This window comes from Streptomyces sp. NPDC041108, assembly GCF_055592645.1.
The window spans coordinates 227,308-252,554 of the sequence record NZ_JBVIYK010000008.1; the positions used below are offsets into that span (position 1 = coordinate 227,308).

The following is a 25,247-nucleotide window of genomic DNA, read 5'->3' on the forward strand; positions in this document are numbered from 1 at the left end:
CTTCCGGCCCACGAAAAAGCCGTGAGGCGGTCTGCTCAGGGGCCTGTTCAGGAGGACTTGCGCCGCACCTCTGTCGTCCCCGAACCGATCAGGCCGATCCGCAGCACCGTGCCCGTGAGATCGGTGAACGACTCGACCTTCGCGCTTCCCTCCCCGTGTGGCGTGGCCGCCTTCACCCGGTACGCCTGGGGAGAGGCGTCCCCGATCTCGACCTCCAGCACGGCCTGGGAGTTGGGCGGCAGCGTCACCAGGGTGGTGTGCGTGTCCGCGGAGCGGCGCACCTGGACCGACACCGGCCCGCGCAGCGAAGGCACCGTGCCCTCCACCTCCGTCAGCGAACCGGTCCGGGGCCGGATCCGGAAGGCCGCCGCGCCGGGCTCGCCGACCTGCACGCCGAGGATGTGCCGGGCCACGGCGTTGGCGGGTGCGGAGGCCCACGCGTGGGAGAGCGTCATGTTGGACTTGAGCGCGGGGTCCCACGCCTCGGTGACGATGGTCGCCTTCAGCGCGTCCAGCATGTGCAGCCACGAGTTGGTCGCCGCGGACGTGAGCAGTGCGAGGGCGGCGTCGGAGCGGCCGAGCCGGAACAGCGCGTCCAGCAGGAACTGCGCCCCGTACACGCTGACCTTCATGCCGCCGGCCGCGAGGGTGTCGCCCAGCCTCGCCAGCACCGCCCTGTCCAGCCCGTCCGCGACACCCAGGGCCACCGGGAAGGCGGTCGCGTGCTGGGCGCTGTGGGTGGTGCCGACACCGTCGAGGAAGCGCCCGCCCGCGCTGTCGAGGAGGGTCGTGCGCATCGCCTTGGCGAGGGTGTCGGCCCGGCCGCGCAGGGCGGTCGCCTCCGTGTCCTTGCCGAGGGCCGCCGCGCACTCGGCAAGGGCGGCGAAGGCCGCGTACTGGAAGGCGTTGACGACCGTGTTGACGTTGGTGAACACATAGCCGTCCCGGCTGGCGGCGGGCCAGTCGACCAGGTCGCCGAGGTCCTGGCTGGTGTTGCCGGGCGCCTTGCGGACCAGCCCCGCGGAGTCCAGGTACGAGGTGAGGTTCTTCGCGGTCAGCAGGTCGTAGTCCTTGGCGAGCTGCCGGTCGTCGCCGGTGGCGAGATAGTCCTCCCAGGCGGAGATCGCGCACATCAGCCGGTACTCGGTGGGCCAGGTGCCCTTGCGGACCAGGTAGTCGTTCGACCAGCGGGCGAGGGCGTAGGAGCGCTGGACGCCGTACTCGGAGAGCTGGTTGATCAGCGCGTCGCCCTCGTACGGGCCGCGCTCACGGGTGGGTGTGTCGGTGTAGAGGTCGCCGCGGGTGGCCTCGATGGAGTAGCGGCACAGCTCCCAGACCCGGTCCAGGTCGGCGTCGGAGCTGCGGAACGTGGCCTGCGCGTCGTCCCAGTCGAGCCTCCAGGCACGACCGGTGACCACCGCCTTCGACAGGTCGAGCGAGGTGCGCAGCTCGGCCCAGCGGAAGCCGCGGTAGCCCCAGTGCTCGAAGCGCTGCTCGCCGTCGCGCAGGGTCCACACCTCGCGGTAGGTGTTGGTGGCGCGCAGCTGGTACCTGACCGTGCCGTCGGGGTTCAGCTCCTCGCCGAGCCGCACCTCGACGGTGTCGCCCGCGTCGCCGGTGACCTCCAGGGCCAGTCCGCCGACGATCTCGCGGCCGAGGTCGACCAGCCAGCGGCCGTCCGCGACCTCGGTGACGGAGGCCGGGGTGACGTCGTGCGGGCGGATCGCCTCGATCAGGGCGGGCACGAGATCGCCGATCGCGGTGCGGACCGCCGGCTTGAGCCAGTCGCCGTCGTCGAATCCGGGACGCGTCCAGCCCACCGGCTCCCGGCGCAGGTCCCAGTACTCCTGCGGAACGGTGAAGTAGCTGCTGCCCGCGCTCCCCTTGGAGGGCAGCAGACCGGCCTGGCGGCGGGCCTTCCAGTGGTCCCCGGAGGCGACGGTGGAGCGGCTGCCGTCCGTGTACGTGATCTCCAGCTGGGCCAGGAACTTCTGCTGCGAGGTGGTCCAGCACAGCGCGGCCAGCGCGTTGGCCTTCCCGTCCGCCCGCAGCGTGGAGGTCACGTCGAAGGCCTGGTAGGCGGTGCCGGTGCCGGAGCGGACGGAGGCGTAGCCGACCGTCGTGCCGTTGCTCCACACCTTCGCGACGTACTGCCGGGCCGGGTCGGGGGAGGTGGCCGCGACGTACAGGATCGCGGCGGCCGTCTCCTTGCCGGCCTTCGTGTCGTACTCGTGGCGCAGCAGCGCCCAGGTGTCGTCGGCGCCGTAGGAGGAGAGCGAGGAGGCGCCGGTGGGGAAGGTGAGGACGCCGCCGGAGACCGTGCCGGTGGCGAAGGTGCCCTTGTCGGAGGCGAAGTCGTCGTCGAGGAGGACCGTGCCGTCGGCGGCCGTGAAGGTGACGCGGTCGTAGGTCTGCGACTCGGTGCTGCCGTTGCGCAGGCCGACGTTGCCCGAGGCGTAGCGGCTGTCGGTGGTGGTGTCCACGACGGTGCCGTTCACGGTGGTGATGAAGGTGGCGCCCGTCATGGTGACGCGGAGGTCCACCCACTCCCCGGCGGTGACCGCGAACGGCAGCCGCACCTCGCCGAGCACGGTGTACGTGCCGTTCACGCAGACGTGCTTGCGCAGCACTCCGGTGGTGCCCGTGCGCAGCTGCCACATGTAGTTGTCGGAGGTGTTCGCGGCCCGGAACCACAGCCCGGCCGCCACGGCGGTGATCTTCACGCGGACCGTGAGGGTGCCGTCGGTCATCACCGGTCCGGCGGGCGCCCAGACCGGCTTCGCCTCCCACTCGTCCTCGACCGACGTGGCCAGCAGGACGGGCTCCGACCAGGCCGAGCGCTTGTTGCTCCAGCTCCTGACCCGCCACCAGTAGGCCGTGCGGGGCTTCAGCGCCGGTCCGCCGTACGGTACGGCCGTGGAGTCGGCGGAGTCCCGCTTGCCGGAGTCCCACAGCAGCAGGTCGTCGTCCTCGAAGCCGCTCGGGGTGGTCGCCACCTGGAGCTGATAGGCGCGCTGCACGGTGCCCTCGCGGAAGTCCGGCACCTGCCAGCTGAAGCGGGGGGCGCGTCCGGCGTCCGTACCGAGCGCCCGCGGCAGCAGGTCCGTGAGCATCCCGGTGGGCACGAGGGCCTCCTCAGCGGCCGCGGCCATCCCCACCGGTCCCGAGCCGGCGAAGGTCCGGGGCGCGGACAGGACGACCGAGGCCGCCGCGATGCCGCTGAACCGGAGGAGTCTTCGCCGTGAGGAGTCCTGCGCCATGGTGCATACCTTCGGTCGAGGGGCCGGGGCTGAGGGTCGCGTCATGAAAGGTTTCAATATGATTTCCCGGAGGTTAGAGTTCCGCGCCGAATCCGGTCAATAGTGGGTCGCAAGTGAGTTCCTGAGGAATGAAACGTTTTAATCCAGCTCTCGCGTACCGCTCCACCGGGCCTGAACGGCGGGAGGACGACGGCGGCGGCGCGGCCGGGGCCGGTGCCGGTGCCGGTCAGGACGCGATCCCCTGGTGGCCGTCACTTCGCCACGTTCGCCGGAAACGCCGGAGGCCACCCGTGCCGTCCCCGCTGCGCGAATTCGCCACCCCGGGAACGCTGTTGCGGGTCCTACGGGTCCTACGGGCCGACGACGCGCAGGGCCTCGCGTGTCCACAGCGCGCTCACCCAGGCCGGTGTCGCCGACATCGCGTTCGTGGTGGCCCTCTCCGCGGCGGTCCTGCCGTACTCCGCTGCTCACCCCCGGCCCCGCCGCGGAACCCGGACCGGGCGGACGAACCCGGCGTTCCGGTGTCACCGGGCTCGGCTAGAGTCTCGCCTCACCTCGGTCGGACGTCCTGGCCGGGGCTGTGCGCTGGGGGTACGGCACCATGGGGCCCGAACGAACGGACCTGCCCGGTTACGAGATCCAGGAGGTCCTGGGCCGAGGCGGATTCGCCACGGTCTACCGGGCCCGGCAACTGGCCGTGGGCCGCGAGGTCGCGCTGAAGGTGGACAGCCGGGTGCTGTCCACACCACGCGACCGGCAACGTTTCCTGCGCGAGGTCACGGCCGCCGGGCAGCTGTCCGGCCACCCCCACGTGGTCCCGGTGTACGACGCCGGGGTCCTCGCCGACGACCGCCCCTACATGGTGCTGGAGCTGTGCCCCGGCGGCTCGCTCGGCGACCGGTTGCACCGGCAGGGCGCGTTCCCGGTCAAGGAGGCACGCGACATCGGCGTGGGCCTGGCCGACGCGGTGGCCGCCGCGCACGCCGCCGGAGTGCTGCACCGCGACATCAAGCCCGGCAACGTCATGGTCAACCGGTACGGAGGCGTCGCCCTCACCGACTTCGGCCTCGCCGCCATGCCCCGGCCGGGACGCGAACTGTCCGTGACCCGGGAGGCGTTGACCCCCGCGTACGCGCCGCCCGAGGCGTTCCACATGGCGGAGCCCAGCCCGGCCGGCGACGTGTACTCCCTGGCCGCGACCGTCCACGCCCTGCTGTGCGGCCGCCCGCCGCACCACCCCGAGGACGGCACCCAGCTCAGCCTCGCCGAACTGATCGTGCGTCACACCTGGCCCTACGCCGACCTTCCCGGGGTGCCGCCCGCCCTCAACGCGGCGCTCCGGCACGCCCTCGTGGCCGACCCCGCCGGGCGGCTGTCCGACGCGGGCGCGTTCCGCGACGCCCTCGCCGCGGTCGACCTCGACACCGTGGACCTGCGCGGGGGCGGAGGAGAGGGCGGCGGGGGAGCGTTCGGCCCGGCGCCCGCCATGACGACGGTCCCGTCGCACCCGGGTGCGACGCCCACGACCGCACCGCCGTACCAGGGCGTCCCGCCCACGACCGTGCCGCCGTACGGGGTCGTGCCGCCGGGTGGCGGCACGACCGTGGTGCCCGGGCCCGACGGCGGCGGGCGGAAGGCGGCGCGGCGGCGGCCTGTGGTGATCGCCGGGTTCGCGGCCGTGGCCGTCTCCGTGAGCGTCTCGGTGACCGTCGTGAAGTACGGGAGTGACGACAGCGCCGGCACCGGGGCGGGCGGCTCCTCCGCCTCCGCCTCCGCCTCGCCGTCCGCCGGAGGCACCGCCGAGGGCGCGGGGGCCTCGGGCTTCGAGGTGGCGACCACGGCGGAGAACTGCCCCGCCACCGAGATCGCCGCAGTGGGCGGCCGGTGCGTCGCCACCCCGGAGTGCTGGAGCGGCATCGTCGACATCTCCGGCATCGTCACCGTCAGCCGTGCCGACTGTCAGACCAAGCACGTGTGGGAGACCTTCGCGATCGCCCCGCTGCCCAAGGACGGCACGACGAACAACGCGCGCGACCTGATCAGGCATCCGGACGTCAAGGCGCTGTGCTCGCAGAAGGTCATGGCCGCGACCATGACCGCAGGCGGCCGTGATGTCGCGAAGGAGTGGAACATCGACATCGTCCCGCCGTCGACGGCGCAGTGGGACAAGGGCCTGCGGGTCTTCCGCTGTGTGGCCGCGGCGGTCACGGACGACGGTGAGAAGACGGGGAGCCAGTTCGCGGTGACAAGCTGACCATGGCCCTGTCACGTGCGGCAGACCTCCGATCACCTGTCAGTGACGGGACTCTCATGGCACGTCGGCCGCATTGCCGCGACCATGGTGTTCCTCACCAGGCAGGCCGAAGGGATCCGGAATGCTCCGCAAGGTACTGGTCGCCAACCGCGGCGAGATCGCGATCCGCGCGTTCCGCGCAGGCTATGAAGTGGGCGCGCGGACGGTCGCCGTCTTCCCCCACGAGGATCGCAACTCGCTGCACCGGCTCAAGGCCGACGAGGCCTACGAGATCGGCGAACCGGGCCACCCCGTGCGGGCCTATCTCTCCGTCGAGGAGATCATGCGCGCCGCCCGCCTGGCGGGCGCCGACGCCGTCTACCCGGGCTACGGGTTCCTGTCCGAGAACCCTGAACTGGCCCGGGCGTGCGAGGAGGCCGGCATCACGTTCGTCGGCCCCAGCGCGCACATCCTGGAGCTGACGGGCAACAAGGCGCGCGCGGTGGCAGCCGCCCGCGCCGCCGGCGTACCGGTCCTCGGCTCCTCCGAGCCCTCCACCGACGTCGACGAACTGGTCCGCGCCGCCGACGGCATCGGCTTCCCCGTGTTCGTCAAGGCCGTCGCCGGCGGCGGCGGACGCGGCATGCGCCGTGTCGAGGACCCCGCCGCGCTGCGCGACGCCATCGAGGCGGCGTCCCGCGAGGCCGCCTCCGCGTTCGGCGATCCCACCGTCTTCCTGGAGAAGGCCGTCGTCGAGCCCCGCCACATCGAGGTGCAGATCCTCGCCGACGGCCACGGCGACGTCATCCACCTCTTCGAACGCGACTGTTCGGTGCAGCGCCGCCACCAGAAGGTCATCGAGCTGGCGCCCGCCCCGAACCTCGACCCGGCCCTGCGCGACCGCATCTGCGCCGATGCCGTCCGGTTCGCCCGCGAGATCGGCTACCGCAACGCGGGCACCGTCGAGTTCCTCCTCGACCGCGACGGCAACCACGTCTTCATCGAGATGAACCCCCGCATCCAGGTCGAGCACACGGTCACCGAGGAGGTCACCGACGTCGACCTCGTCCAGTCCCAGCTGCGGATCGCCGCCGGGGCAACCCTGGCCGACCTCGGGCTCTCCCAGGAGACCGTCACCCTGCGCGGCGCCGCCCTCCAGTGCCGTATCACCACCGAGGACCCCGCCAACGGCTTCCGTCCCGACACCGGCCGCATCAGCGCCTACCGCTCGCCCGGCGGCTCCGGCATCCGCCTCGACGGCGGCACCACCCACGCCGGTACGGAGATCAGCGCCCACTTCGACTCCATGCTGGTCAAGCTGACCTGCCGGGGCCGGGACTTCACCACCGCCGTCAACCGGGCCCGCCGCGCGGTCGCCGAGTTCCGCATCCGGGGCGTCTCCACCAACATCCCCTTCCTGCAGGCCGTACTCGACGACCCCGACTTCCAGTCCGGCAACGTCACCACCTCGTTCATCGAGCAGCGCCCGCACCTGCTCACCTCCCACCACTCGGCCGACCGGGGCACGAAGCTGCTCACCTATCTGGCCGACGTGACCGTGAACAAGCCGAACGGCCCGCGCCCCGACCTCGTCGACCCGGCGACCAAGCTGCCGAGGCCCACGCCCGCCGCGGCCGAGCCCTCGGCCGGTTCGAAGCAGAAGCTCGTCGAACTCGGCCCGGAGGGCTTCGCCCGCTGGCTGCGCGAGTCGCCGACCATCGGCGTCACCGACACCACCTTCCGGGACGCCCACCAGTCGCTGCTCGCCACCCGGGTCCGTACCAAGGACATGCTCGCCGTCGCCCCCGTGGTCGCCCGGACCCTCCCGCAGCTGCTCTCCCTGGAGTGCTGGGGTGGCGCCACCTACGACGTCGCCCTGCGCTTCCTCGCCGAGGACCCCTGGGAGCGCCTGGCCGCTTTCCGTGCCGCCGCCCCCAACATCTGCCTCCAGATGCTGCTGCGCGGCCGCAACACCGTCGGCTACACGCCGTACCCGACCGAGGTGACCGACGCCTTCGTCCAGGAGGCCACCGAGACCGGCATCGACATCTTCCGGATCTTCGACGCGCTCAACGACGTGGGCCAGATGCGGCCCGCCATCGACGCCGTACGCGCCACCGGCACGGCCGTCGCCGAGGTCGCCCTCTGCTACACCTCCGACCTCTCCGACCCCGCCGAGCAGCTCTACACCCTCGACTACTACCTCCGGCTCGCCGAGCAGATCGTCGAGGCGGGCGCCCACGTCCTGGCCGTCAAGGACATGGCGGGCCTGCTGCGCGCCCCGGCCGCCACCAAGCTGGTGAGCGCCCTGCGCCGCGAGTTCGACCTCCCGGTGCACATCCACACCCACGACACGGCCGGCGGCCAGCTCGCCACCTACCTCGCCGCGATCCAGGCCGGTGCCGACGCCGTCGACGGGGCCGTGGCGTCCATGGCGGGCACCACCTCGCAGCCGTCACTGTCGGCGATCGTCGCCGCGACCGACTACTCCGACCGCCCCACCGGCCTCGACCTCCAGGCCGTCGGCGACCTGGAGCCCTACTGGGAGAGCGTCCGCCGGATCTACGCCCCCTTCGAGGCCGGACTCGCCTCCCCGACCGGCCGGGTCTACGACCACGAGATCCCCGGCGGCCAGCTCTCCAACCTGCGCACTCAGGCCGTCGCGCTCGGTCTCGGCGACCGCTTCGAGGACATCGAGGCGATGTACACCGCCGCGGACCGCATCCTCGGCCACCTGGTGAAGGTCACCCCCTCCTCCAAGGTGGTCGGCGACCTCGCACTGCACCTCGTCGGCGCCGGTGTGGCGCCCGCCGACTTCGAGGCCACCCCGGACCGGTTCGACATCCCCGACTCCGTCATCGGCTTCCTGCGCGGCGAGCTGGGCACCCCGCCCGGCGGCTGGCCCGAGCCGTTCCGCAGCAAGGCCCTCCAGGGCCGCGCGGACGCCAAGCCCGTCCAGGACCTGAACGCCGAGGACCGTGAGGGGCTGCAGAAGGACCGCCGCGCCACCCTCAACCGGCTGCTGTTCCCCGGCCCGACGCGTGAGTTCGAGACCCACCGCCAGACCTACGGCGACACCAGCGTCCTCGACAGCAAGGACTTCTTCTACGGCCTCGGCCCCGGCAAGGAGTACGCCGTCGACCTGGAGCCCGGTGTGCGGCTCCTCATCGGCCTGGAAGCCGTCGGCGAGGCCGACGAGCGCGGAATGCGCACGGTGATGTCCACCCTGAACGGCCAGCTGCGGCCGATCCAGATCCGTGACAAGGCCGCCTCCTCGGACATCCCCGTCACCGAGAAGGCCGACCGCTCCGACCCGGGGCACGTCGCGGCCCCGTTCGCCGGGGTGGTCACCCTCGCGGTCGCCGAGGGCGACGAGGTCGCGGCGGGCGCGACCGTCGCCACCATCGAGGCGATGAAGATGGAGGCCACCATCACCGTCTCGAAGGCCGGCCGGGTCTCCCGCCTGGCCATCAACAAGATCCAGCAGGTAGAGGGCGGCGACCTGCTGGTCGAGATCGTCTGACCTCCGCGCGAGGGCGGACACCGTCCCGGTCGACCGGACCCCGGCCCCGTCGTTGCGACGGGGCCCGGTCCCACCGGAACGGCGCCCGCCCGCCCCGGCGGCGCCCCGGCGCGCCGCACCGTCAGGGCCCTCCCCTCAGTGCGCCGCCTCGGCCGACCATCGCGTCGTCGACACCAGTTGAGCCGTGAAGGCGTGCTGCGGGGCGGTGAGGAGCCGGTGGGCGGGGCCCTGTTCGACCAGGTGCCCGGCGTCCATGACCGCGATGCGGTGGGCGACGGCGGCGGTGTCCAGGTCGTGGGTGATCAGGACGAGAGCCGGTCCGGCACGCTCGGTGTCGCCGAGCAGGTCGGTGAGGACATCGAGGATGCCGCGCCGGGTGACGGTGTCCAGGCCCGAGGTGATCTCGTCGCAGAGCAGGACGCGAGGACGGGCGAGGAGGGCGCGGGCCAGGGCGGCGCGCTGGAGTTCCCCGCCCGAGAGCCGGGCGGGGCGACGGCGCACCAGTTCCGGTGGCAGACCGAGGCGCGCCGCGGTCGTCAGTGCCTCCGCTTCGGCCGCCCCCGCGTCCAGCCCGCGCAGCCGGACCGCCGTGCGGGCGATCTGGGGCAGTACCGGCCGGTGCTCGTCGAAGGCGGCGCGGGCGTCCTGGAAGACGTACTGCACCGCCGCCAACTGTCGCCGGTCGCGATCGCGCAGGCTGCGCGGCAGCGGGGTGCCGTCGAGGAGGATCTCGCCGTCGAGGTCCCGGTGGAGCCCGGCGAGACATCGGGCGAGCGTGGTCTTGCCGCTGCCGGACCGTCCGACAACGGCCAGCAACTCACCCGCGTGCAGGGCGAGTTCGTCGGCGTGCACGGTCACCGCCGTGCCGCGCGAGCCGTCGCGGTGACGGGCGGTGAGATCGCGGACCCGCAGGACGGGCGCGGTGGCGGTCCGTGCGCCCCGGGCGTGGGGTCCCGTGCCCGGGGCGGTGCCCTCGCTCGCCCGGGGCGCCGGCCCTGTCCCCGGGAAACACGGTCGCGCGGACAGGAGTTGCCGGGTCCACTCGTGCCGGGGCGCCTCCCACACCCGTGCGGTGGGACCCGACTCCACGACCCGCCCCGCCCGCATGACGTGGACCTCGTCGGCGAGCGCGCGGACGACGTCGAGGTCGTGGCTGAGCAGGACGACCGCGATGCCGCGCGCCGCGACAGCCGCCAGTTGTTCGACGACGAGACGCTTGGTCAACGTGTCCTGGCCGGTGGTCGGTTCGTCGGCGACGACGACCCGGGCCCCGAGCAGGAGGGCCTGGGCGAGGACCACCCGTTGCTGCTGACCGCCGGAGAGCTGGTGCGGGTGGCGCCGCAACAGAGCTTTCCCGCCCGGGAGTTGTGCCTGAGCCAGGGCACGCAGTACACGTTCCCGGGCGGCCGTGCGGCGGGCACGCCGGGGGAGAGGGCGTACCTGGGCGCGGGCGATGTCGGTGAGCAGGGCGCTGATCCGGCGGGCGGGGTTGAGCACGGCCGCCGGATGCTGGGGCACGTACCCGACCGGGCCCTCCGTCGTGAGACGGACCTCGCCGGTGACGCGCGCCCCCGCCGGGTACTCGCCGAGCAGCGCCAGCCCGGTGGTCGTCTTCCCGCTGCCGGAGGCACCCACCAGTGCGGTGATCCGGCCCGGCAGCACCCGCAGGTCCACCCCGTCCACGATCGCCCGGCCGCCCACCTCGACCCGCAGGCCGGTGATCTCGGCCAAGGGGGCCGGGGCGGCCCGGCCGGTTCCGTCGTCGTACCGCGTCACGAACGTGGTTCCTTCCGTACTCGCACCCGTGCCGCACCCCGGACGCGGTGCCCGGCGCCCCCACCCGGGTTCTCCAGCGCCGCGTCGAAGAGGAGGTTCGTGCCCGTGGTCAGCGCGACGATCAGCAGCGCGGGGACGACCACGGCCCAGGGCTGCACGAACAGACCCGTACGGTTGCGGTCCACCATGACCGCCCAGTCGGCGGCGTCCGGGGCCACCCCGACACCGAGGAACGCGGCCGTGGCGACCAGGTACAGGACGCCGGTGAGCCGCGTGCCGGCGTCCGCTCCGAGGGTGCGCAGGATGCTGCGGCCCACATGACCCACGGCGGTACGCCACCACGTCTCGCCCTGGAGACGGAGCGCCTCGACGACCGGCCGGGCGGCGGCCGCCGTGGCGGCGGCGCGCACGAGGCGGGCGGCGTCCGGCACGTTGACCAGCGCGACGAGGAGGGCGAGGCCCACGGCTCCGGGGGTGAACACGGACGCCACCAGCAGGATCAGCAGCAGTGACGGGACGGAGATCAGCACGTCAAGGGGCCGCATGAGCAGCTCCTCCAGCCACCGGCGGTGCGTCAGCGCCGCGAGCAGGCCGACCGGGAGGGCGACCAGATAGGCGAGCGCTCCGGCGCCGAGCGCGGTCAGCACGACCGGCCGGCCGCCGTGCAGCACCTGCTGCCACACGTCCCGGCCCACGAAGTCCGTGCCGAGCCAGTGCCCGTCGCCGAGCGTGAAGGAGGTGGCCCGCGCCCCCGGCTCCCCCGCGAACACCGGTCCCAGGAGGGCCAGGAGAACGGGAACGGCGATGACCGCGACGCCGAGCGCGAAGCGTCCCGCACGCCCCCGGGCACGGGCGACGGCGCCCGCGCCGGGATCGGTGCCCCGCCTCACGCGGCCACCCCCGCCCGGGGGGCCAGACGCCGGGCGACCACGTCGGCGCCCAGGTTGAGGACGACGGTCAGGACACCGAAGACCACCGCGAGTCCCTGGACGACGGGGACATCACGTTCGGCGACGGCGTTGAGGAGGACGGTACCGAGTCCGGGGATGACGAAGAGGGCCTCCACCACCACGACGCCGCACAACAGCCAGTCCACCGTGCGGGCGAGTTGCTGGGCGGCGGGGGCGAGCGCGTGGGGGAGCGCGTGGGCGTAGCGGACGCGCGCGCCCGGGATGCCGTACCGGCGGGCATGCGCGACGAACGGGGAGGCGAGAGCGTCGACCATGCCCGCGCGGACCAGGCGGGCGAGGGAGCAGACCGGCCGGGAGAGCAGGACGAGGACGGGCAGGACGAGCGCGGCCGGATGGGCGAGCAGGTCGCTGCCGTAGCCGACGGCGGTCGGCGGCAGCCAGCCGAGCCGCAGCGCGAACACGGTCACCAGCAGCACCCCGAGGGCGAACTCGGGCACCGCGTACACGGCGAGCGTCACGGAGCTGACCAGACGGTCGACCGGCCCGCCCTCCTGCCGCGCGGCCAGGACGCCCAGCCCGAAGCCGATCGGCACGAGCAGGGCCACGGTGAGCGCGGCGAGCAGCAGGGTCGGGCCGAAGCCGTCGGCGATGTACCCGCCGACCGGGCGGCCGGAGGTGAGGGAGGTCCCGAAGTCGCCGTGCGGCAGGCCGAGCACCCAGTCGGCCAGCCGCTCGTGCACGGGCCGGTCCAGGTGCATCGCCTCGCGGATGGCGGCGACGCGCGCCGGGTCGGGCTGGTCACCGGCCAGGGCGACCGCGGCGTCGCCCGGCAACGCCTCGGTGAGCGCGAAGACCAGCAGCACGACGGCCACGATCTGAGCCGCGCCGAGCAGGAGGCGCCGGGCCACGAAGGGGAGAAGGGCCGCCGGGCGAGGGCTGCGCCGTCGTGGCTGGTCGCGCAGTTCCCCGCGCCCCTTCGGGGCGCTCGTCGTCACGCCAGCCACACCCTGTCGAAGCGTGCCCAGTCGAGGGTGTTGGCGGGCGCCTCGGTCCGGACTCCCTTCACCCTCTGGCCCGTTCCGATGATCCAGTCGGCGAATCCCCAGATCAGGAAGCCACCCTCGGCGTACAGCCGACGCTGCATCCGCTCGTAGACCGCCCCGCGCTCCGCCTTGTCCCGGGTGGACTGCGCCTGCCGGTACAGCGCGTCGAAGTCCCTGTGGCGCCAGTGGGTGGCGTTGGTGGTGGAGTCGGTGAGCAGCCGCTGCGAGAAGTGCGCCTCGATGGGCATGGCGCCGGAGCGGTAGCAGGAGAGGGTCCCGGAGTCGAGGATGTCGCTCCAGTAGGAGTCCTTGCTGCCCATCCTGACGTCGACGGTGACGCCCGCCTTCGCTGCCTGGTCGCGGAAGATGCCGGCCGCCTCGGTGAATCCGGCGGCCACGGCCGAGGTGTCCAGGGTGACCTTCAGCTTCTCGGCGCCGGCCCGCTTCAGCAGGGCTCGGGCCCGGTCGAGGTCCTGTTCGCGCTGCGGGAGGCCGGCGGCGTAGTACTCGTAGCCCTTGCCGAACAGGTCGTTGCCGACGACGCCCGCCCCCGACAGGGCCCCGTCGACGAGTTCCTGACGGTCGGCGATCAGGAAGAACGCCTCCCGCACCCGCTTGTCGTCGAAGGGCGGCCGGTCGGTCTTCATGCAGAACGCCTGCATGGCGCTGTTGCGCAGCCGGACGATCTCGATCTGTCCCTTGCCCTCGTGGGCGCGGGCGGTGGCGGGGTTCAGTTCGTGGGCGTACTCGACCTGGCCGCCGAGGAGCGCGTTCACCCGGGCCGACTCCTCGTTGGCGACGACGAATTCGACCTCGTCCAGGTGCGGGGCGCCGTCCCAGTAGGCGTCGTAGCGGCGGAAGACGGCCGAGCGGCCCGGGGCGAAGGACACGAAGCGGAACGGGCCGGAGCCGATCGGCTTCCTGTCGAAGTCGTTGTCGGCGGTGTCCTCGGGGACGATGTAGGCGCCGAACGCGGCCAGCACGTTGGGGAACTCGGCGGTGGGCCGCTTGAGGACGAACTCGACGGCCCGCTCCCCGGTGGCCCGGCTGGCGTCGAGGTCGATGGGCTCCAGGGACGCCTTCGCGCGGAACGCCTTCTTCGGGTCGGCGATACGGCGGTAGCTGTACAGCACGTCCTTCGCGGTGACCGGGCTGCCGTCGTGGAAGGTGGCCTCGCGCAGGGTGACCTGCCAGCGGTCCAGGGCCTTGTTGGACTCCCACTTCACCGCGAGACGCGGCTGAGCCGACAGGTCGGCGCCGTAGTCGGCGAGCTTGTCGAACAGGGCCTTGGCCCTGGCGACATCGGCGAAGAGACTGGCCAGATGCGGGTCGAGGGTCTCACTGGCGCCGCCGCCCGCGAACGCGGCGCGCAGCCGTCCGCCGCGCTTCGGTCCGCCCTCACCGCCGCCCGCCTCGGCGTCCGTGCCGCCGTCGTCGCCGCATCCCGTCAGGGCGAGCGAGCCGAGTGCGACGGCACCGGTGGCGGCGAGGAAGCCGCGTCGGCGCAGACCGGGGAGACGTTCGTCGTGCATGAGGGTTCCTTGGGTGTGAGGAGACGAGAAGCGAGTTGAGCGTCAGGCGAGGCGGGCGACGACGTGCAGACGGTCCGCTTCGGCCGTGTTGCCGGGCAACCGGCCTTCCTGCCAGGGCGGTTCGGTGCGCGGGCCGGGCCCGTCGTGCAGTTCGAGCACCTCGAAGCCGTGCGCGGACAGGACGTGGCGCAGCTCCTGCGGGAACAACAGCCGCCAGGCGGACCGCTGTTCGGCCTGCGGTGTGCCGTCGTCCGAGGTCCAGACGCGGACCCGGCGCAGCAGTTGGGCGGTGCGGTCCACGGTGAGGGTGGTGGTGGACCGGTAGGCGGTGCCCTGCCAGGTGAAGGCGTGCACGGCCGGGGTGTCGAGCAGGTCGGTGCGGCCCAGGAAGTAGGCCCCGTTGCGCATCTCCGCGACCAGCAGCCCGCCGACGGTGAGCGCCCGGCGGCAGGAGGAGAGGAAGCCGTCGAGCTGGGCGGCGGTGTGGCAGTACAGCAGCGAGCTGTCCAGGCAGACCACCGCGTCGAAGGCGGCCCGGCCCAGGTCGAAGCCGTGCAGATCGGCCCGTACGTACTCCGGTCCCGGGTGCCGGGCGCGGGCGTGGGCCAGCATCGCCTCGGAGACGTCGGCGCCGGTCACCGTACGGCCGGCGCGGTGCAGATGGGCGGCGTCGCGCCCGGTGCCGCAGCCCATGTCCAGGACGCGGGGGCCGGTCCCGTGACGCCGCAGGCAGTCCTCGGCCCAACGCCCGGCCAGCCGCCCGGGATCGGGGAAGCGGGCCTCGTACAGCGCGGGGTTGTCGGTGAGGAGGTTGGCGCCGGTCATGCGCTGCTCCGCTCACCGGCCGGGGTGGGGGCGGCCGTGGCAGGGCGCGTGGGTAGCGCCCCCAGCCGGTGCAGCCATCGGACGCCGGCCGCCGAGAGAAGCCCGAACACGGCGCAGCACACCCAGGGCAGCCAGGGGTGGCCGCCCCGCCCTCCGGCGTCCATGGCCCACCCGACGACGGTGTTGCCCACGGCCGCCGCGACGCCCGAGACGACGTAGAAGATGCCGAAGTACGTGCCGGTCAGCTCCTCGCGCCCGAAACGGGGGATCAGCTCCATCACGAACGGCGAGGCGATCATGAGGCCGAGGTGGAGGAGCAGCGCCCCGAGCAGGACGGGCACGACGGCGAGCCGTCCCGGGACCCCGAGACCCGCCGCCACGGCCGGTGGCAGGAAGGCCAGGCCCGTCACGGCGAGCCCCACACCGATCCAGCGGGGCCTGTCCCCGCGTGACGCGAGCGATCGGGTGATGCGCAGCTGCAGCGCGAGGTTGGCGAGCGTGCCGACGAGGAGGACGAGGCCGGCCGCGCCGTCCCAGCCGGTGGCCTCCCTGGCCCCCGTGGGCAGCAGCAGGTACAGCTGGTTCTCCAGGGTGAACATGCCGACCATGGCCAGCGCGAACGCCAGGAAGGCACGGTTGCCGAGCACCTCCCGCCAGTCCCCGAGGACACCGCCGCCGCTCGGCTCGACCTTCCGCGCGGGCAGGACCAGGGCCTGCGCCACGGTGAGGACCGCGAAGATCCCGGCGGCGGTCAAAGCCGACGTACGGAAGTCCACGAGCAGCAGCGCGCTGCCCAGCAGCGGTCCGATCAGCGCCCCCGTCGTCGCGAAGACGTTGAACAGCGCGAACGCCTCCGCCTTGCGCTCCCCGGACTCCTGCGACAGGTACGCCCGCACCGCCGGGTTGAACAGCGCCCCGGCGAGCCCGCTGAGCACCGACGCGGCGAGCAGCACCGGCAGCCCGTCGCCGAGCGCGAACAGCGCGAACCCGACGGTCCGCAGCGCACAGCCGGCGATGATCACGCCCCGCGCGCCGAGCCGGTCCGAGGCGGAGCCGCCGATGATGAACAGGCCCTGCTGGCTCAGGTTCCGGACGCCCAGGACGACGCCGACGACGGCCGCCGACATGCCCAGGTTCTCGGTGAGGTGGGTGGCGAGGTAGGGGATCAGCAGATAGAAGCCGATGTTGACGCCGAGTTGGTTGACCAGGAGGAGGCGGACGGCGAACGGGAAGGTGCGTATCTCATGCCATGTCTGCACGGCGTGTCTCCTCCGTTGCGCCGAGCGGTCCGTTCGCCGCGGCTGCGGTGTCGAGCGGCCGGCTCCCGTCGGTGCGGGCTTCGTCCTCGTCGTGCCCGCCGGTCGGGCGGCGCCGAACTCCCAGCCCGGGGCGCCCGGTTGTCCGTACGTATCCGTCGGTGCCGCCGATTCCGGTCCATGGGTCGGCGGCGAGCAGGAGATGCCCGTCGAGGTCGACCCAGCGGGCCCGGTCGACGAGATGGACGGCGGGGGCGAGACCGAGGCTGCTGGCGGTGAGGCAGCCGAGCATCAGCTCGGTGCCGCTGCCCTCGATCGACTCGGCGATCCGCAGGGCCGCGTGGACGCCGCCGCACTTGGCGAGCTTCACGTTGACACCGTGCACCCGTCCCGCCAGCCGCCGTACGTCCTCCAGCCCCACCGCGTCCTCGTCGGCGATGACGGGCAGCGGCGAACGCTCCGCGAGAGCCGCCAGCGCCTCCGGGTCACCGGGGCCGAGGGGCTGTTCGACGGCCTCCACCCCGAGTTCCGCGAAGCGCGGCAGCAGGGCCTCGGCCCGGGCCGTCGTCCAGGCGCCGTTGGGGTCCAGGAGCAGCCGGGCGCGGGGCGCGGCGGCACGGACGGCCCGTACGCGCTCGACGTCCTCCTCCGGGTCCGGGGCCCCGGCCTTCACCTTGACGACGCCGAAGCCACGCGCGGCCAGGCGGCGCGCCTCGGCCGCGGCGCGGGCCGGTGAGGTGATGCCGATGGTCCGGGCGGTCGCGGCCACCGGAGCGGACGGGGCGCCCAGCAGACGGTGGACGGGGCTGTCCGACCGCTTGCCCACCAGATCGAGGAGCGCGGCGCCGACGGCGGCGGTCACGGCCGGTGGGGTCTGCGGGGCGCCTGCCCACTCGCCACCGCACAGGGCCTCCAGGGCGCTCTCCGGATCGCGGAAGCGGCCGAGGTCCACGGCCACGTCCGCGAACAGCCGGTCCAGGGTGCCGGCGTCGAGGCCGTAGTACACGCTGGTGACGGCCTCACCGTGGCCGTGCCGCCCGTCGGCGTCCTCGACGGTCAGCCAGACCGCGTCACGCGCGGACATGGTGGAGCGGGAGATGCGCAACGGCTCGGCGAGGGCGAGGCGTACGGTGCGCCGGGTGACCTTCACAGTCTCTCTTCCGGACGGGGGACCTGGAGCGGGTCGCGGACCCTGCCGCACCGGACCCAGCCGACGGCCTCGGTCGCGCCGGGATGGGGGATCTCGACCGGGCGGACGGCGGCGGAGGCCGGGTCGATGCCGTGGGCGGCGGCGAAGTCGTCGTCGTAGACGCTGCCGAGGTAGCGGTGCGGGCCGTCCGGGAAGACGGTGGCGACGACGGCACCGGGGTGGACGCGGGCCGCCCAGGCGGCGACGAGCGCGACCGCGCCGGTGCTCCAGCCGCCGCTGACGAAGCTGCCCCGCGCGAGGCGACGGCAGCTGTCGACGGCCTCGGCCGGGCCGACCCAGTGCACCTCGTCGAAGGCGTCGTAGGCGACGTTGCGCGGGTGGATGCTGCTGCCCAGGCCGCGCATCAGCCTCGGCCGGGCCGGCTGGCCGAAGATCGTCGAGCCGGTGGAGTCGACGCCGACGAGGCGCAGCGCGGGCCAGTGCCGCCGCAGCGGGCCGATGATCCCCGCGCTGTGCCCGCCGGTGCCGACGCTGCACACCAGGACGTCCATGTGGTCGAGCTGCACGGCGAGTTCGGCGGCGAGCGAGGCGTAGCCGGCGGTGTTGTCGGGGTTGTTGTACTGGTCGGGCCAGTACGCCCCGGGCAGCACGGCGAGCAGTTCCCGCAGTCGCGCGAGGCGGGCCGCCTGCCAGCCGCCGAGGGCCGCCGGGCGGTCCACCAGCTCCAGCCGGACGCCGTGGGAGCGCAGCAACTGCCGCATGGACGGCTCCAGTTCGTTGTCGCCGACCAGGACGACCGGATGGCCGAGCGCCTGTCCGGCGAAGGCCAGCCCGATGCCCAGCGTGCCGGAGGTCGATTCCACCACGGGCGCGCCGGGCCGCAGTTCACCCCGCTCCCGGGCGCCCAGCAGCATGGACACGGCGGCCCGCGCCTTCATACCGCCGGCCGCGAGCCCTTCCAGCTTGGCCCAGAACCCGGGCTGCGGGCCGGGCAGGTCGGCGGTGATGCGCGCCAGTGGTGTCCGCCCCACCAGGGACAGCAACTCCGGGCGCGCGACGACGGTGCGCGAGACGGTCGTCGACGTCACCGGTGCTCTCCCGCCTGCGGACAGGCACCACGGCCGGGGGCCGTTCCGTCCGAGCGGTAGCGGTGCAGGGTGCCCGGTCCCGCGTCCAGCCAGAAGAAGGGGTACGGCTCCGCGCACACCGCGCTCACCCCATGACCGAGGAACCGGGGCAGCACCGCACTGCCGGTCTGTGCGAACATCACCAACTGCTTGACCCGCGCCACCGCGTGCCGCCGCAGCGGCTCGAAGCTGCCGTTGCCCAGGGTCATCCCGGAGACCAGCAGCGCGTCACACGACTCCGCGGCCCCGAGCGCGTCGGTGACGACCGGCTCCCCCCACTCCGTGACGCCTCCCTTGAGATCGCACGGCACATAGCGGAGTCCACGCGAACGCAGCGCTTCCAGAAGGGAGTTGACGACCCCCACCACGAGCACGGTGGCGCCCTGCGGCAGATCGAGCAGTTCGACGACGGCCTGCGCCCGCGCCCGTGACTTCTCCAGCGAGGTACCGGCCGGCAGCGGGAAGGGGTGTGCCCCGTGTTCCGGCGTGTGCGGGCCGGCGTGCATCAGATAGGCGTCGAGCGTGGCCACCCGCACGGGGAGGAGCGGATGCGCGAGGAGCCGGGCGACGTCGGCGCCGGCGCAGTCGTCGACCGCCGAGTCCGGCAGGGCGCCGGGTTCGACCGCACAGGACCCCACGGCACCGGCGAGGCGCAGACTGAGCACCTCGTTGCGATAGCCGGTGCCCCGTCCGTCGTGCCGCACCGCCTGCCGCGTCACGAATGCCACCGCGATGCGCAACGTCCGTGGATCCGGGCCGAGTTCGCCCTCCAGAGCACGCTCCAGCAGGTTCTCGTACGTGGTGGCGGCACCGTCCGCCCGCGCCACGGCGGTCACCGGATCACCAGCCCGGCGCGCAGCCCGGACAGCAGTGCCTCGACCTGTTCGCGCGCGCCCGGCCCGGCCGGGTCGCCCACCATGACATGACCGAGGTACTCGTTGTTGCTGCCGGCCGACCTGACCTGACGGCCCGGCTCGGCGAGCTGCACCTCCAGCACTCCGGCGGCGTCGGTGAGCCGGCCGCCGTCCAGCGCCTCCAGCGTGCCCGACGTCTCCGGCACGAGGAAGCCGACGGCGGCGCTGCGCAGCCCGGTCTCCCGGCGGCGCAGATCGGGCTCACGGCCGAGGGCGACCTCCACGGCGGCCGCGGCGAGGTCGATGCCGGTGACATGACGGATCAGCTCGGTGATGCGGTTCCCGGCGGGCCGGGGGTTGACCTCGACCACACGCGGACCGGCCGGGGTCAGCTTGATCTCGGTGTGGGCCACGAGGCCGTCGGTCAGTCCCAGTGCCTTGAGCGCGCTCAGCGCGGTCTGTTCGGCGGCCTCGGTGTCGGCGCCGGTCAGGGCGGCGGGGAACATGTGCCCGGTCTCGATGAACGCGGGCGCCCCGCCGACGCTCTTGTCGGTCACGCCCACGACGTGCACGGCCCCCGCGTGCGACACGGTCTCGACGCTCACCTCGGGACCGGTCAGCAGCTCTTCGAGCAGCACGGCCGGCACCCGTCGCTGCCCGCGCGCGTTCAGCGGGAAGTCGGCCAACGACCGCACGGCGGCGGCAAGTTCGGTCTCGTTGTCCACGCGCCGTACGAGCATGCCCGCGCACAGGTCGACCGGCTTCACGACCAGCGGGTAGCCGATCCCGCGCGCCGCGCGGGCGAGATCGGCCCACTCCTCGTGCAGGGCGAAACGGGGGCCGGGCACGTCGGCGTCGGCGAGGACGCGACGGGTGGCGTCCTTGCGGCAGGCGTCCTCGACGGCCTGCGGACCCGGCCCCGGGAGGCCGAGGCGGCCGGCGATGCGGGCGACCGCCGGCAGGTAGTAGTCGCAGGAGGAGATCACCCCGTCGAAGCCGAACACTCCGTGCAGGCGCTCCGCCTCCGGCAGGAGCGTGTCGAGGTCGTTGGTGTCGGCCGTGACCACGTTCCGCGCGCCGAGGAGCGGATGGGCCGCGCCCTCGGGGGCGGAGCGCAGGTAGTGGTGCAGGTCGCGGGTGAGGAACGTGAACTCGTGCCCGCCTTCCAGGACGGCTCGTGGCAGCAGTCTGCTCATCGATCCGACCCAGCTCTCGACCACCAACAGATGAGCCACAGCTCCCCTTTTCGTGCGGTGCGTATCGGCGTAGGGGCAGCCCGACGACGCCCCCTGCGGAGGGGGCGCCCGGCTTGACATGCTCACCTTATCGATAATCGTTTTCATTGTCATGTGTGGGTTCCGGGAGATCGACGGGGCTCATCCGATCTGGACCACGCGGGCCCAGTCCGGGGGTGAGTGGGGTACGTGGTCGGGGTCGTCCTCGCTCCACGTGTTGCGTCGGGAGTGCCGGGGGAACAGGCCGACCACGGTCCGGCACGGCGGCCGGGAGGCGGGCCAGGGGGTCTGTCCGTCGGTGAGGGCCACGATCACGTCGGGCCTGGGGTGGCCGCGCAGCGCCCGGGTGAAGCCGGCGCGCAGGTTCGTCCCGCCGCCGCCCACCAGGGGGATGCCCTCGGCCTTGCACAGCGGGTGGGCGATCCGGGCCGCCGCGTCGCAGGGGACGACGGTGACGAGGTCCCGTCGGCCGCCCACGGCACGGGAGATCGCCGCGACCTCCAGGAGCGCACTGCCCAGTTCCGCGTCACTCACCGACCCGGAGGTGTCGATGATCACCGAGACGTGGGGCGGCCGGCGCCGCAGACTCGGCAACACGGTTCCCGGCACACCGGCCGAACGCCGCGACGGCCGACCGTAACTGTAGTCCTCGCCCGCGCCGGGCGCGGACGCCGCCGACCGGACCGCCGCGCCCAGCAGCTCGCGCCACGCCTGGGGCGGATGGAACGCCTCCTCCGCCCAGCGCTTCCAGCCCGCGGACGCCGACCCCGGACGGCCGGTGATGCCCTGCGCCACCCGGAACCGGACCGCGTCCCGTTCCTGCTCGCTCAGGGCGTGCGCCCCGTCCGCCCCCAGCTCCCACTCCCGTTCCAGACCGTCGGCGCCGCTGCCACAGTCCAGCCACGCGAACTCGCCGGTCTGCGCCCCCAGTTGGAACTGGCGCAGATAGTCCTCCATCAGCTGTCCCTCGGGCAGCCGCAGGAACGCCGGATCGACGACGCCCTCCGGCTTGACCAGGCCGTCGCCGAAGGCGTCGTCGTTGATCTCGCAGTCGGCGGCGATGTTCATCCGCAGCCGCTCCCCGGGCCCGGTCAGACCGCGCTCCCTGGCGACCCGGTCACTGCGCCCGTGATGGTCGCGCAGGAGATGCGACACCTCGTGCACCCACACCCCTGCCAGCTCCTCCACCGGCGTGCGGTGCACGAAGTCCGGGGAGACGTAACACCGCCAGTACCGGTCGACACCCATGGTGGGCACCCGCCGGGACTCGACGACGTGCAGCGCGAACAGCGCCGTCGCCAGATAGGGGCGGGCCCGCGCCGCCTGCAGCCGGGCGGTGTACAGCTTGTCGAAGTCGAGCCCGCGCGCGTCGTTGTCGAGGCTCGCCCCCGCGCGCGTGTCGGCGCCGCGCGCACCCGTCCCGGTGGCCGTCGCACCCGTCGCCGCGGCCTCCCGGTCGCTCGATCCGCCTCTCATCGGCGGGTCCTCGTCGCCCGCTCGGCGCGGGACGCCGCCTCGTCCGCGCGCCGGGACAGGGTCACCACTCCGGCGAGGCTCTCGATCGCGGCCGGTACGTCCCAGTCGTCGCGGCGCAGTGACGCGAGCGTGGTCGCGGGGACGACCACCAGATCCGGGGCCCCCGTCTCCAGCGCACGCACCAGCAGCGCCCACGCCGCGTCCCAGCGGTCCTTCTCCGGCCGTGCCCGGACCGCCGCCACCACACCGTCGAGCACCGCCTGCCGCAGATCCCCCCGCCGGGGCAGGTCCGCCCCCGCCGGGTCGGCGAGCAGCGTCTCGGGATCCGGCAGGTCGAGCCGGTCCAGGGAGGCCAGCAGCTCCAGCCCCGGACCGTCGCCCACGGTGCCTCGTACCAACTGGGAGAGCACATCGCGCGAGACGTCGGCGGCGGTCGCGAAGGCGATCAGATGCAGCGTCATCTCCCAGCTCCTGGGGGACGGCCACGGCCCGCCCCGGCGGCTCTCGCTGTTCGGCAGCTGATGCACGAGCTTGGGCCGCGCTGCCAGCAGCGCGCACACCGCGCGCCGGGCGAAGTCCACCGCCTCCGGCAACCGCTCCGGCGCGAGCCGCGGCAGGGTGGCCCGCGGCCAGGTCCCGCCGAGACCCCGTACGACGACCTCGTGGTCGTGCGTCCACTGCAGATGCACGAACCGGTTGGCCAGCGGTGGGCTCAGCTCCCAGCCGTCCGCCGCCGAGGAACGGGGATTGGCGGCGGCCACGATCCGCACGCCGGGCGGCAGTCGCAGAGCGCCGATCCTCCGCTCCAGCACCAGGCGCAGCAACGCGGCCTGAACCGCGGGCGGCGCCGTCGACAGCTCGTCCAGGAACAGCAGCCCCCGGCCCGCGCGCACCAGCCGCACCGCCCAGTCCGGCGGGGCCATCGGCACTCCCTGCTCGGCCGGGTCGTCTCCCACGATCGGCAGCCCCGAGAAGTCGGACGGCTCGTGCACGCTGGCGATCACGGTCGTCAGCGGAAGGTCCAGGGCGGCCGCGAGCTGTGTCAGCGCCGCGGTCTTGCCGATCCCGGGCTCACCCCAGAGCAGCACGGGCAGGTCGGCGGCGACGGCAAGCGTCAGCGCCTCCAGCTGGGCGTCGGGACGGAGTTCGGTGGTCGTCGTGCGCAACAGGTTCAACAGGTCGGCAGCTACGTCGAGTTGGGAGACGAGTCCGGGCTCGGAGTGCGCGGTGGGCAGGGCGAACGGGGTGCATGTGGGCATCTGGGGTCACCTTTGGGTGTAGGGGGTCAAGACCTGGTGGGTGTAGATGTAGGTGCAGATGTGGCCAGGAGCCAGGAGCCAGGAGCCAGAGGCTGGAGTCCCCGGCCCCGGCCTCCGTCAGAAGAAGGTCGCGTCGCGGGGGCGGCGGTGGCGCGGAGGGCGGCGGCCGACGTCGGAGCGGACCCGTCCGGGGAGCGGTTCGGCGATACCGGCGCGGTACAGGCCGTAGACGATCCGCCGGCGCGCGGCCGACTCCAGTTCGTCCCGCAGAGGGCCGTCGCGCAGCACCGCCTCGGGCCCGAGGAGCCCCTCGACGACGGCCAGCGCACCGGCGACGTCCCCGTGGTCCAGGCGTTCGCGCACACCGGACAGGCAGTCCGGACGGCGGTGCGCCTCGTCGATGGCCCGTAGGCAGGGGAGGGGAGTACCGGTCAGGTGGACCAGCAGCTCCTCGCGCCGCAGCTCGGCCGGGTCATGGTCGAGGGCCGTCAGAGTCCCGTCGACCATGCCGATCCGGTGCCGCTCCCCCCGGCACTCCACGATGCGCGGCCGGCCCGCGCGGTCCGGGGCATCGTGGGGCCCGGACCCGGACCGTTCGTGATCCGGTACGAGCGCCGACGCGACCAGCGGATGCAGCCGCTCGGCGTCGAGCGCACCGGCACGGATCAGCTCCAGATCGGGCTGCGCCCAGGTCGCCGCGTCGGGGAGGACCGGCAGGGAGGTGAAAGCCCCGTCGTCGCCGGGTGCGTTCGTGATCCGCAGCGTGGGTGATCCACCGCCGTCGCCGCAGTGACCTCGGTGAGTGTCCGCACCCCGGCCCTGGCCCGCCGCCGGTTCCCGGCCCGCGCCCAGGTCCAGGAGCAGACGGCGTCGGACGCCGCATCGTACGAGCACGGTCCCCGTGGACCGCCCCTCGGCGCGGAGCACGATCGCCGCCTCGTCCGCCCACCGCTCGACGGCACAGCCGAGTTCCGCGGCCGGCGTCCCCCACACGTCCGGCCCGGGCGGACGCGGCCCCGGCGGCAGGTCCGCTCCGCAACGGCCGCGCAGCTCGCCCGCCCTGCGCGCGTCCCACAGGTGGCGGTGCAGATCGAGTCGGTACCGACGGCTGGGGCGCGGGTGCGGATGAGCGTGTGCACCGGGGCCGGAGCGGGAGCCGTCCCACAGGGCGAGGCTGATCCGTTGCCCGGCGTCCGCCCAGGCCGGCGGAGTCCGGACCACGAGGTGCACGGCACCCGGGCCGTCGCGCCCGTCCGTTCGGTACCGGGCCAGCGTGAGGGTCAGGCCGGGCCGCAGCAGTCCGTCGGGGGCGATCCTCGGCATGTGCCAGCGCAACAGGTCCGGAGCCAGATGGCGGAGATCGGCCCGGATCCGGGCCTGGAGTTCCCGGCCGTACCCGTGTGCCACGGAACGCATGTCGAGGTCGATGTCGACGCCTGCGGCGGCGCACGCACCGGCCCAGTCGCCGACGGAGCGGCGGGCGGTCGCGGTCTCGACCATGGAGGGTGGCACGGCGAACTCGCGCACGCGCAACCAGAAGGAAAGGCGGGGATCCCCGTTCGCGGCGTCAGTGAGCATCAGCGCTCACCTTGCTCGGACGGGACCCCCATTCTGCCGAGGGAGTGAGTAGTCATCGCGGCGACCGTAGCGCCACCCCCCGCGATCCCGCACCTGTATTTCCGATCCGGTGCGTGCGACGCATGCCGATCGAGCCCGAGTGGTGACGCCCAGGTCACCGGCGTACCGTCGAACAGTGGAACGCGGCGGCGGACGGAACCGTTCGCCGG

General features: G+C 73.5%; 16 protein-coding genes. 2 read left to right on the forward strand and 14 right to left on the reverse strand.

Annotated features, from left to right (window positions below; all coding sequences use genetic code 11):
- Positions 1-47: 47 nt before the first annotated feature.
- Entirely contained in the window at positions 48-3,260 is a 3,213-nt protein-coding gene (locus ACZ6BB_RS23805; RefSeq protein WP_471617175.1) for a family 78 glycoside hydrolase catalytic domain, read from the reverse strand.
- Positions 3,261-3,861: 601 nt separating this feature from the next.
- On the opposite strand from ACZ6BB_RS23805, the gene ACZ6BB_RS23810 reads away from it, so the two are divergent.
- Both ACZ6BB_RS23810 and ACZ6BB_RS23815 read left to right on the forward strand, forming a co-directional pair.
- Complete coding sequence (locus ACZ6BB_RS23810; RefSeq protein WP_471617176.1) at positions 3,862-5,514, forward strand: serine/threonine-protein kinase; 1,653 nt, start codon at positions 3,862-3,864, stop codon at positions 5,512-5,514.
- A 121-nt stretch (positions 5,515-5,635) separates the two neighbouring features.
- On the forward strand, positions 5,636-9,016 hold the full coding sequence (locus tag ACZ6BB_RS23815; RefSeq protein WP_471617177.1) for a pyruvate carboxylase: 3,381 nt from the start codon (positions 5,636-5,638) through the stop codon (positions 9,014-9,016).
- 135 nt (positions 9,017-9,151) lie between these two features.
- Here the strand turns inward: ACZ6BB_RS23815 and ACZ6BB_RS23820 are convergent, their stop codons facing one another.
- From ACZ6BB_RS23820 to ACZ6BB_RS23880, 13 genes are all read right to left on the reverse strand, one after another.
- Positions 9,152-10,792 carry an ABC transporter ATP-binding protein gene (locus ACZ6BB_RS23820; protein WP_471617178.1) on the reverse strand — a complete coding sequence of 547 codons (1,641 nt, stop codon included), beginning with the start codon at positions 10,790-10,792 and terminating at the stop codon, positions 9,152-9,154.
- Positions 10,789-11,682 carry an ABC transporter permease gene (locus ACZ6BB_RS23825; RefSeq protein ID WP_471617179.1) on the reverse strand — a complete coding sequence of 298 codons (894 nt, stop codon included), beginning with the start codon at positions 11,680-11,682 and terminating at the stop codon, positions 10,789-10,791. The genes ACZ6BB_RS23820 and ACZ6BB_RS23825 overlap by 4 nt, the downstream gene beginning before the upstream one ends.
- On the reverse strand, positions 11,679-12,611 hold the full coding sequence (locus ACZ6BB_RS23830) for an ABC transporter permease (protein WP_471617343.1): 933 nt from the start codon (positions 12,609-12,611) through the stop codon (positions 11,679-11,681). The genes ACZ6BB_RS23825 and ACZ6BB_RS23830 overlap by 4 nt, the downstream gene beginning before the upstream one ends.
- 83 nt (positions 12,612-12,694) lie before the next feature.
- On the reverse strand, positions 12,695-14,278 hold the full coding sequence (locus ACZ6BB_RS23835; protein ID WP_471617180.1) for an ABC transporter substrate-binding protein: 1,584 nt from the start codon (positions 14,276-14,278) through the stop codon (positions 12,695-12,697).
- Between the two features lie 42 nt (positions 14,279-14,320).
- Complete coding sequence (locus tag ACZ6BB_RS23840; protein WP_471617181.1) at positions 14,321-15,103, reverse strand: class I SAM-dependent DNA methyltransferase; 783 nt, start codon at positions 15,101-15,103, stop codon at positions 14,321-14,323.
- A complete protein-coding gene (locus tag ACZ6BB_RS23845) occupies positions 15,100-16,362 on the reverse strand; it encodes an MFS transporter (protein WP_471617182.1) in 1,263 nt (420 codons plus the stop codon). The genes ACZ6BB_RS23840 and ACZ6BB_RS23845 overlap by 4 nt, the downstream gene beginning before the upstream one ends.
- The gene (locus ACZ6BB_RS23850) at positions 16,346-17,509 is read right to left on the reverse strand and encodes a mandelate racemase/muconate lactonizing enzyme family protein (RefSeq protein WP_471617183.1); all 1,164 of its coding nucleotides are present in this window, start codon (positions 17,507-17,509) and stop codon (positions 16,346-16,348) included. The genes ACZ6BB_RS23845 and ACZ6BB_RS23850 overlap by 17 nt, the downstream gene beginning before the upstream one ends.
- Positions 17,506-18,597, reverse strand: coding sequence for a PLP-dependent cysteine synthase family protein (locus ACZ6BB_RS23855; protein WP_471617184.1), 1,092 nt, complete (start codon positions 18,595-18,597; stop codon positions 17,506-17,508). The genes ACZ6BB_RS23850 and ACZ6BB_RS23855 overlap by 4 nt, the downstream gene beginning before the upstream one ends.
- Positions 18,594-19,472 (reverse strand): Rossmann-like domain-containing protein, encoded by an 879-nt coding sequence (locus ACZ6BB_RS23860; RefSeq protein WP_471617185.1) that lies wholly within the window; start codon positions 19,470-19,472, stop codon positions 18,594-18,596. Before ACZ6BB_RS23860 ends, ACZ6BB_RS23855 begins: the two co-directional genes overlap by 4 nt.
- The gene (locus ACZ6BB_RS23865) at positions 19,469-20,725 is read right to left on the reverse strand and encodes an ATP-grasp domain-containing protein (protein WP_471617186.1); all 1,257 of its coding nucleotides are present in this window, start codon (positions 20,723-20,725) and stop codon (positions 19,469-19,471) included. The genes ACZ6BB_RS23860 and ACZ6BB_RS23865 overlap by 4 nt, the downstream gene beginning before the upstream one ends.
- A 141-nt stretch (positions 20,726-20,866) precedes the next feature.
- On the reverse strand, positions 20,867-22,201 hold the full coding sequence (locus tag ACZ6BB_RS23870) for a vWA domain-containing protein (RefSeq protein ID WP_471617187.1): 1,335 nt from the start codon (positions 22,199-22,201) through the stop codon (positions 20,867-20,869).
- Complete coding sequence (locus tag ACZ6BB_RS23875) at positions 22,198-23,460, reverse strand: AAA family ATPase (protein ID WP_471617188.1); 1,263 nt, start codon at positions 23,458-23,460, stop codon at positions 22,198-22,200. Before ACZ6BB_RS23875 ends, ACZ6BB_RS23870 begins: the two co-directional genes overlap by 4 nt.
- A 117-nt stretch (positions 23,461-23,577) precedes the next feature.
- Positions 23,578-25,038: a hypothetical protein gene (locus ACZ6BB_RS23880; RefSeq protein WP_471617189.1), complete on the reverse strand. Its 1,461-nt coding sequence runs from the start codon at positions 25,036-25,038 to the stop codon at positions 23,578-23,580.
- Positions 25,039-25,247 lie beyond the last annotated feature (209 nt).

Coding starts and splice junctions, on each gene's coding strand:
- ACZ6BB_RS23815 (WP_471617177.1), top strand. CDS start 5,636: ATGCTCCGCAAGGTACTGGTCGCCAACCGCGGCGAGATCGCGATCCGC.
- ACZ6BB_RS23805 (WP_471617175.1), bottom strand. CDS start 3,260: ATGGCGCAGGACTCCTCACGGCGAAGACTCCTCCGGTTCAGCGGCATC.
- ACZ6BB_RS23810 (WP_471617176.1), top strand. CDS start 3,862: ATGGGGCCCGAACGAACGGACCTGCCCGGTTACGAGATCCAGGAGGTC.
- ACZ6BB_RS23880 (WP_471617189.1), bottom strand. CDS start 25,038: ATGCTCACTGACGCCGCGAACGGGGATCCCCGCCTTTCCTTCTGGTTG.
- ACZ6BB_RS23875 (WP_471617188.1), bottom strand. CDS start 23,460: ATGCCCACATGCACCCCGTTCGCCCTGCCCACCGCGCACTCCGAGCCC.
- ACZ6BB_RS23840 (WP_471617181.1), bottom strand. CDS start 15,103: ATGACCGGCGCCAACCTCCTCACCGACAACCCCGCGCTGTACGAGGCC.
- ACZ6BB_RS23870 (WP_471617187.1), bottom strand. CDS start 22,201: ATGAGAGGCGGATCGAGCGACCGGGAGGCCGCGGCGACGGGTGCGACG.
- ACZ6BB_RS23835 (WP_471617180.1), bottom strand. CDS start 14,278: ATGCACGACGAACGTCTCCCCGGTCTGCGCCGACGCGGCTTCCTCGCC.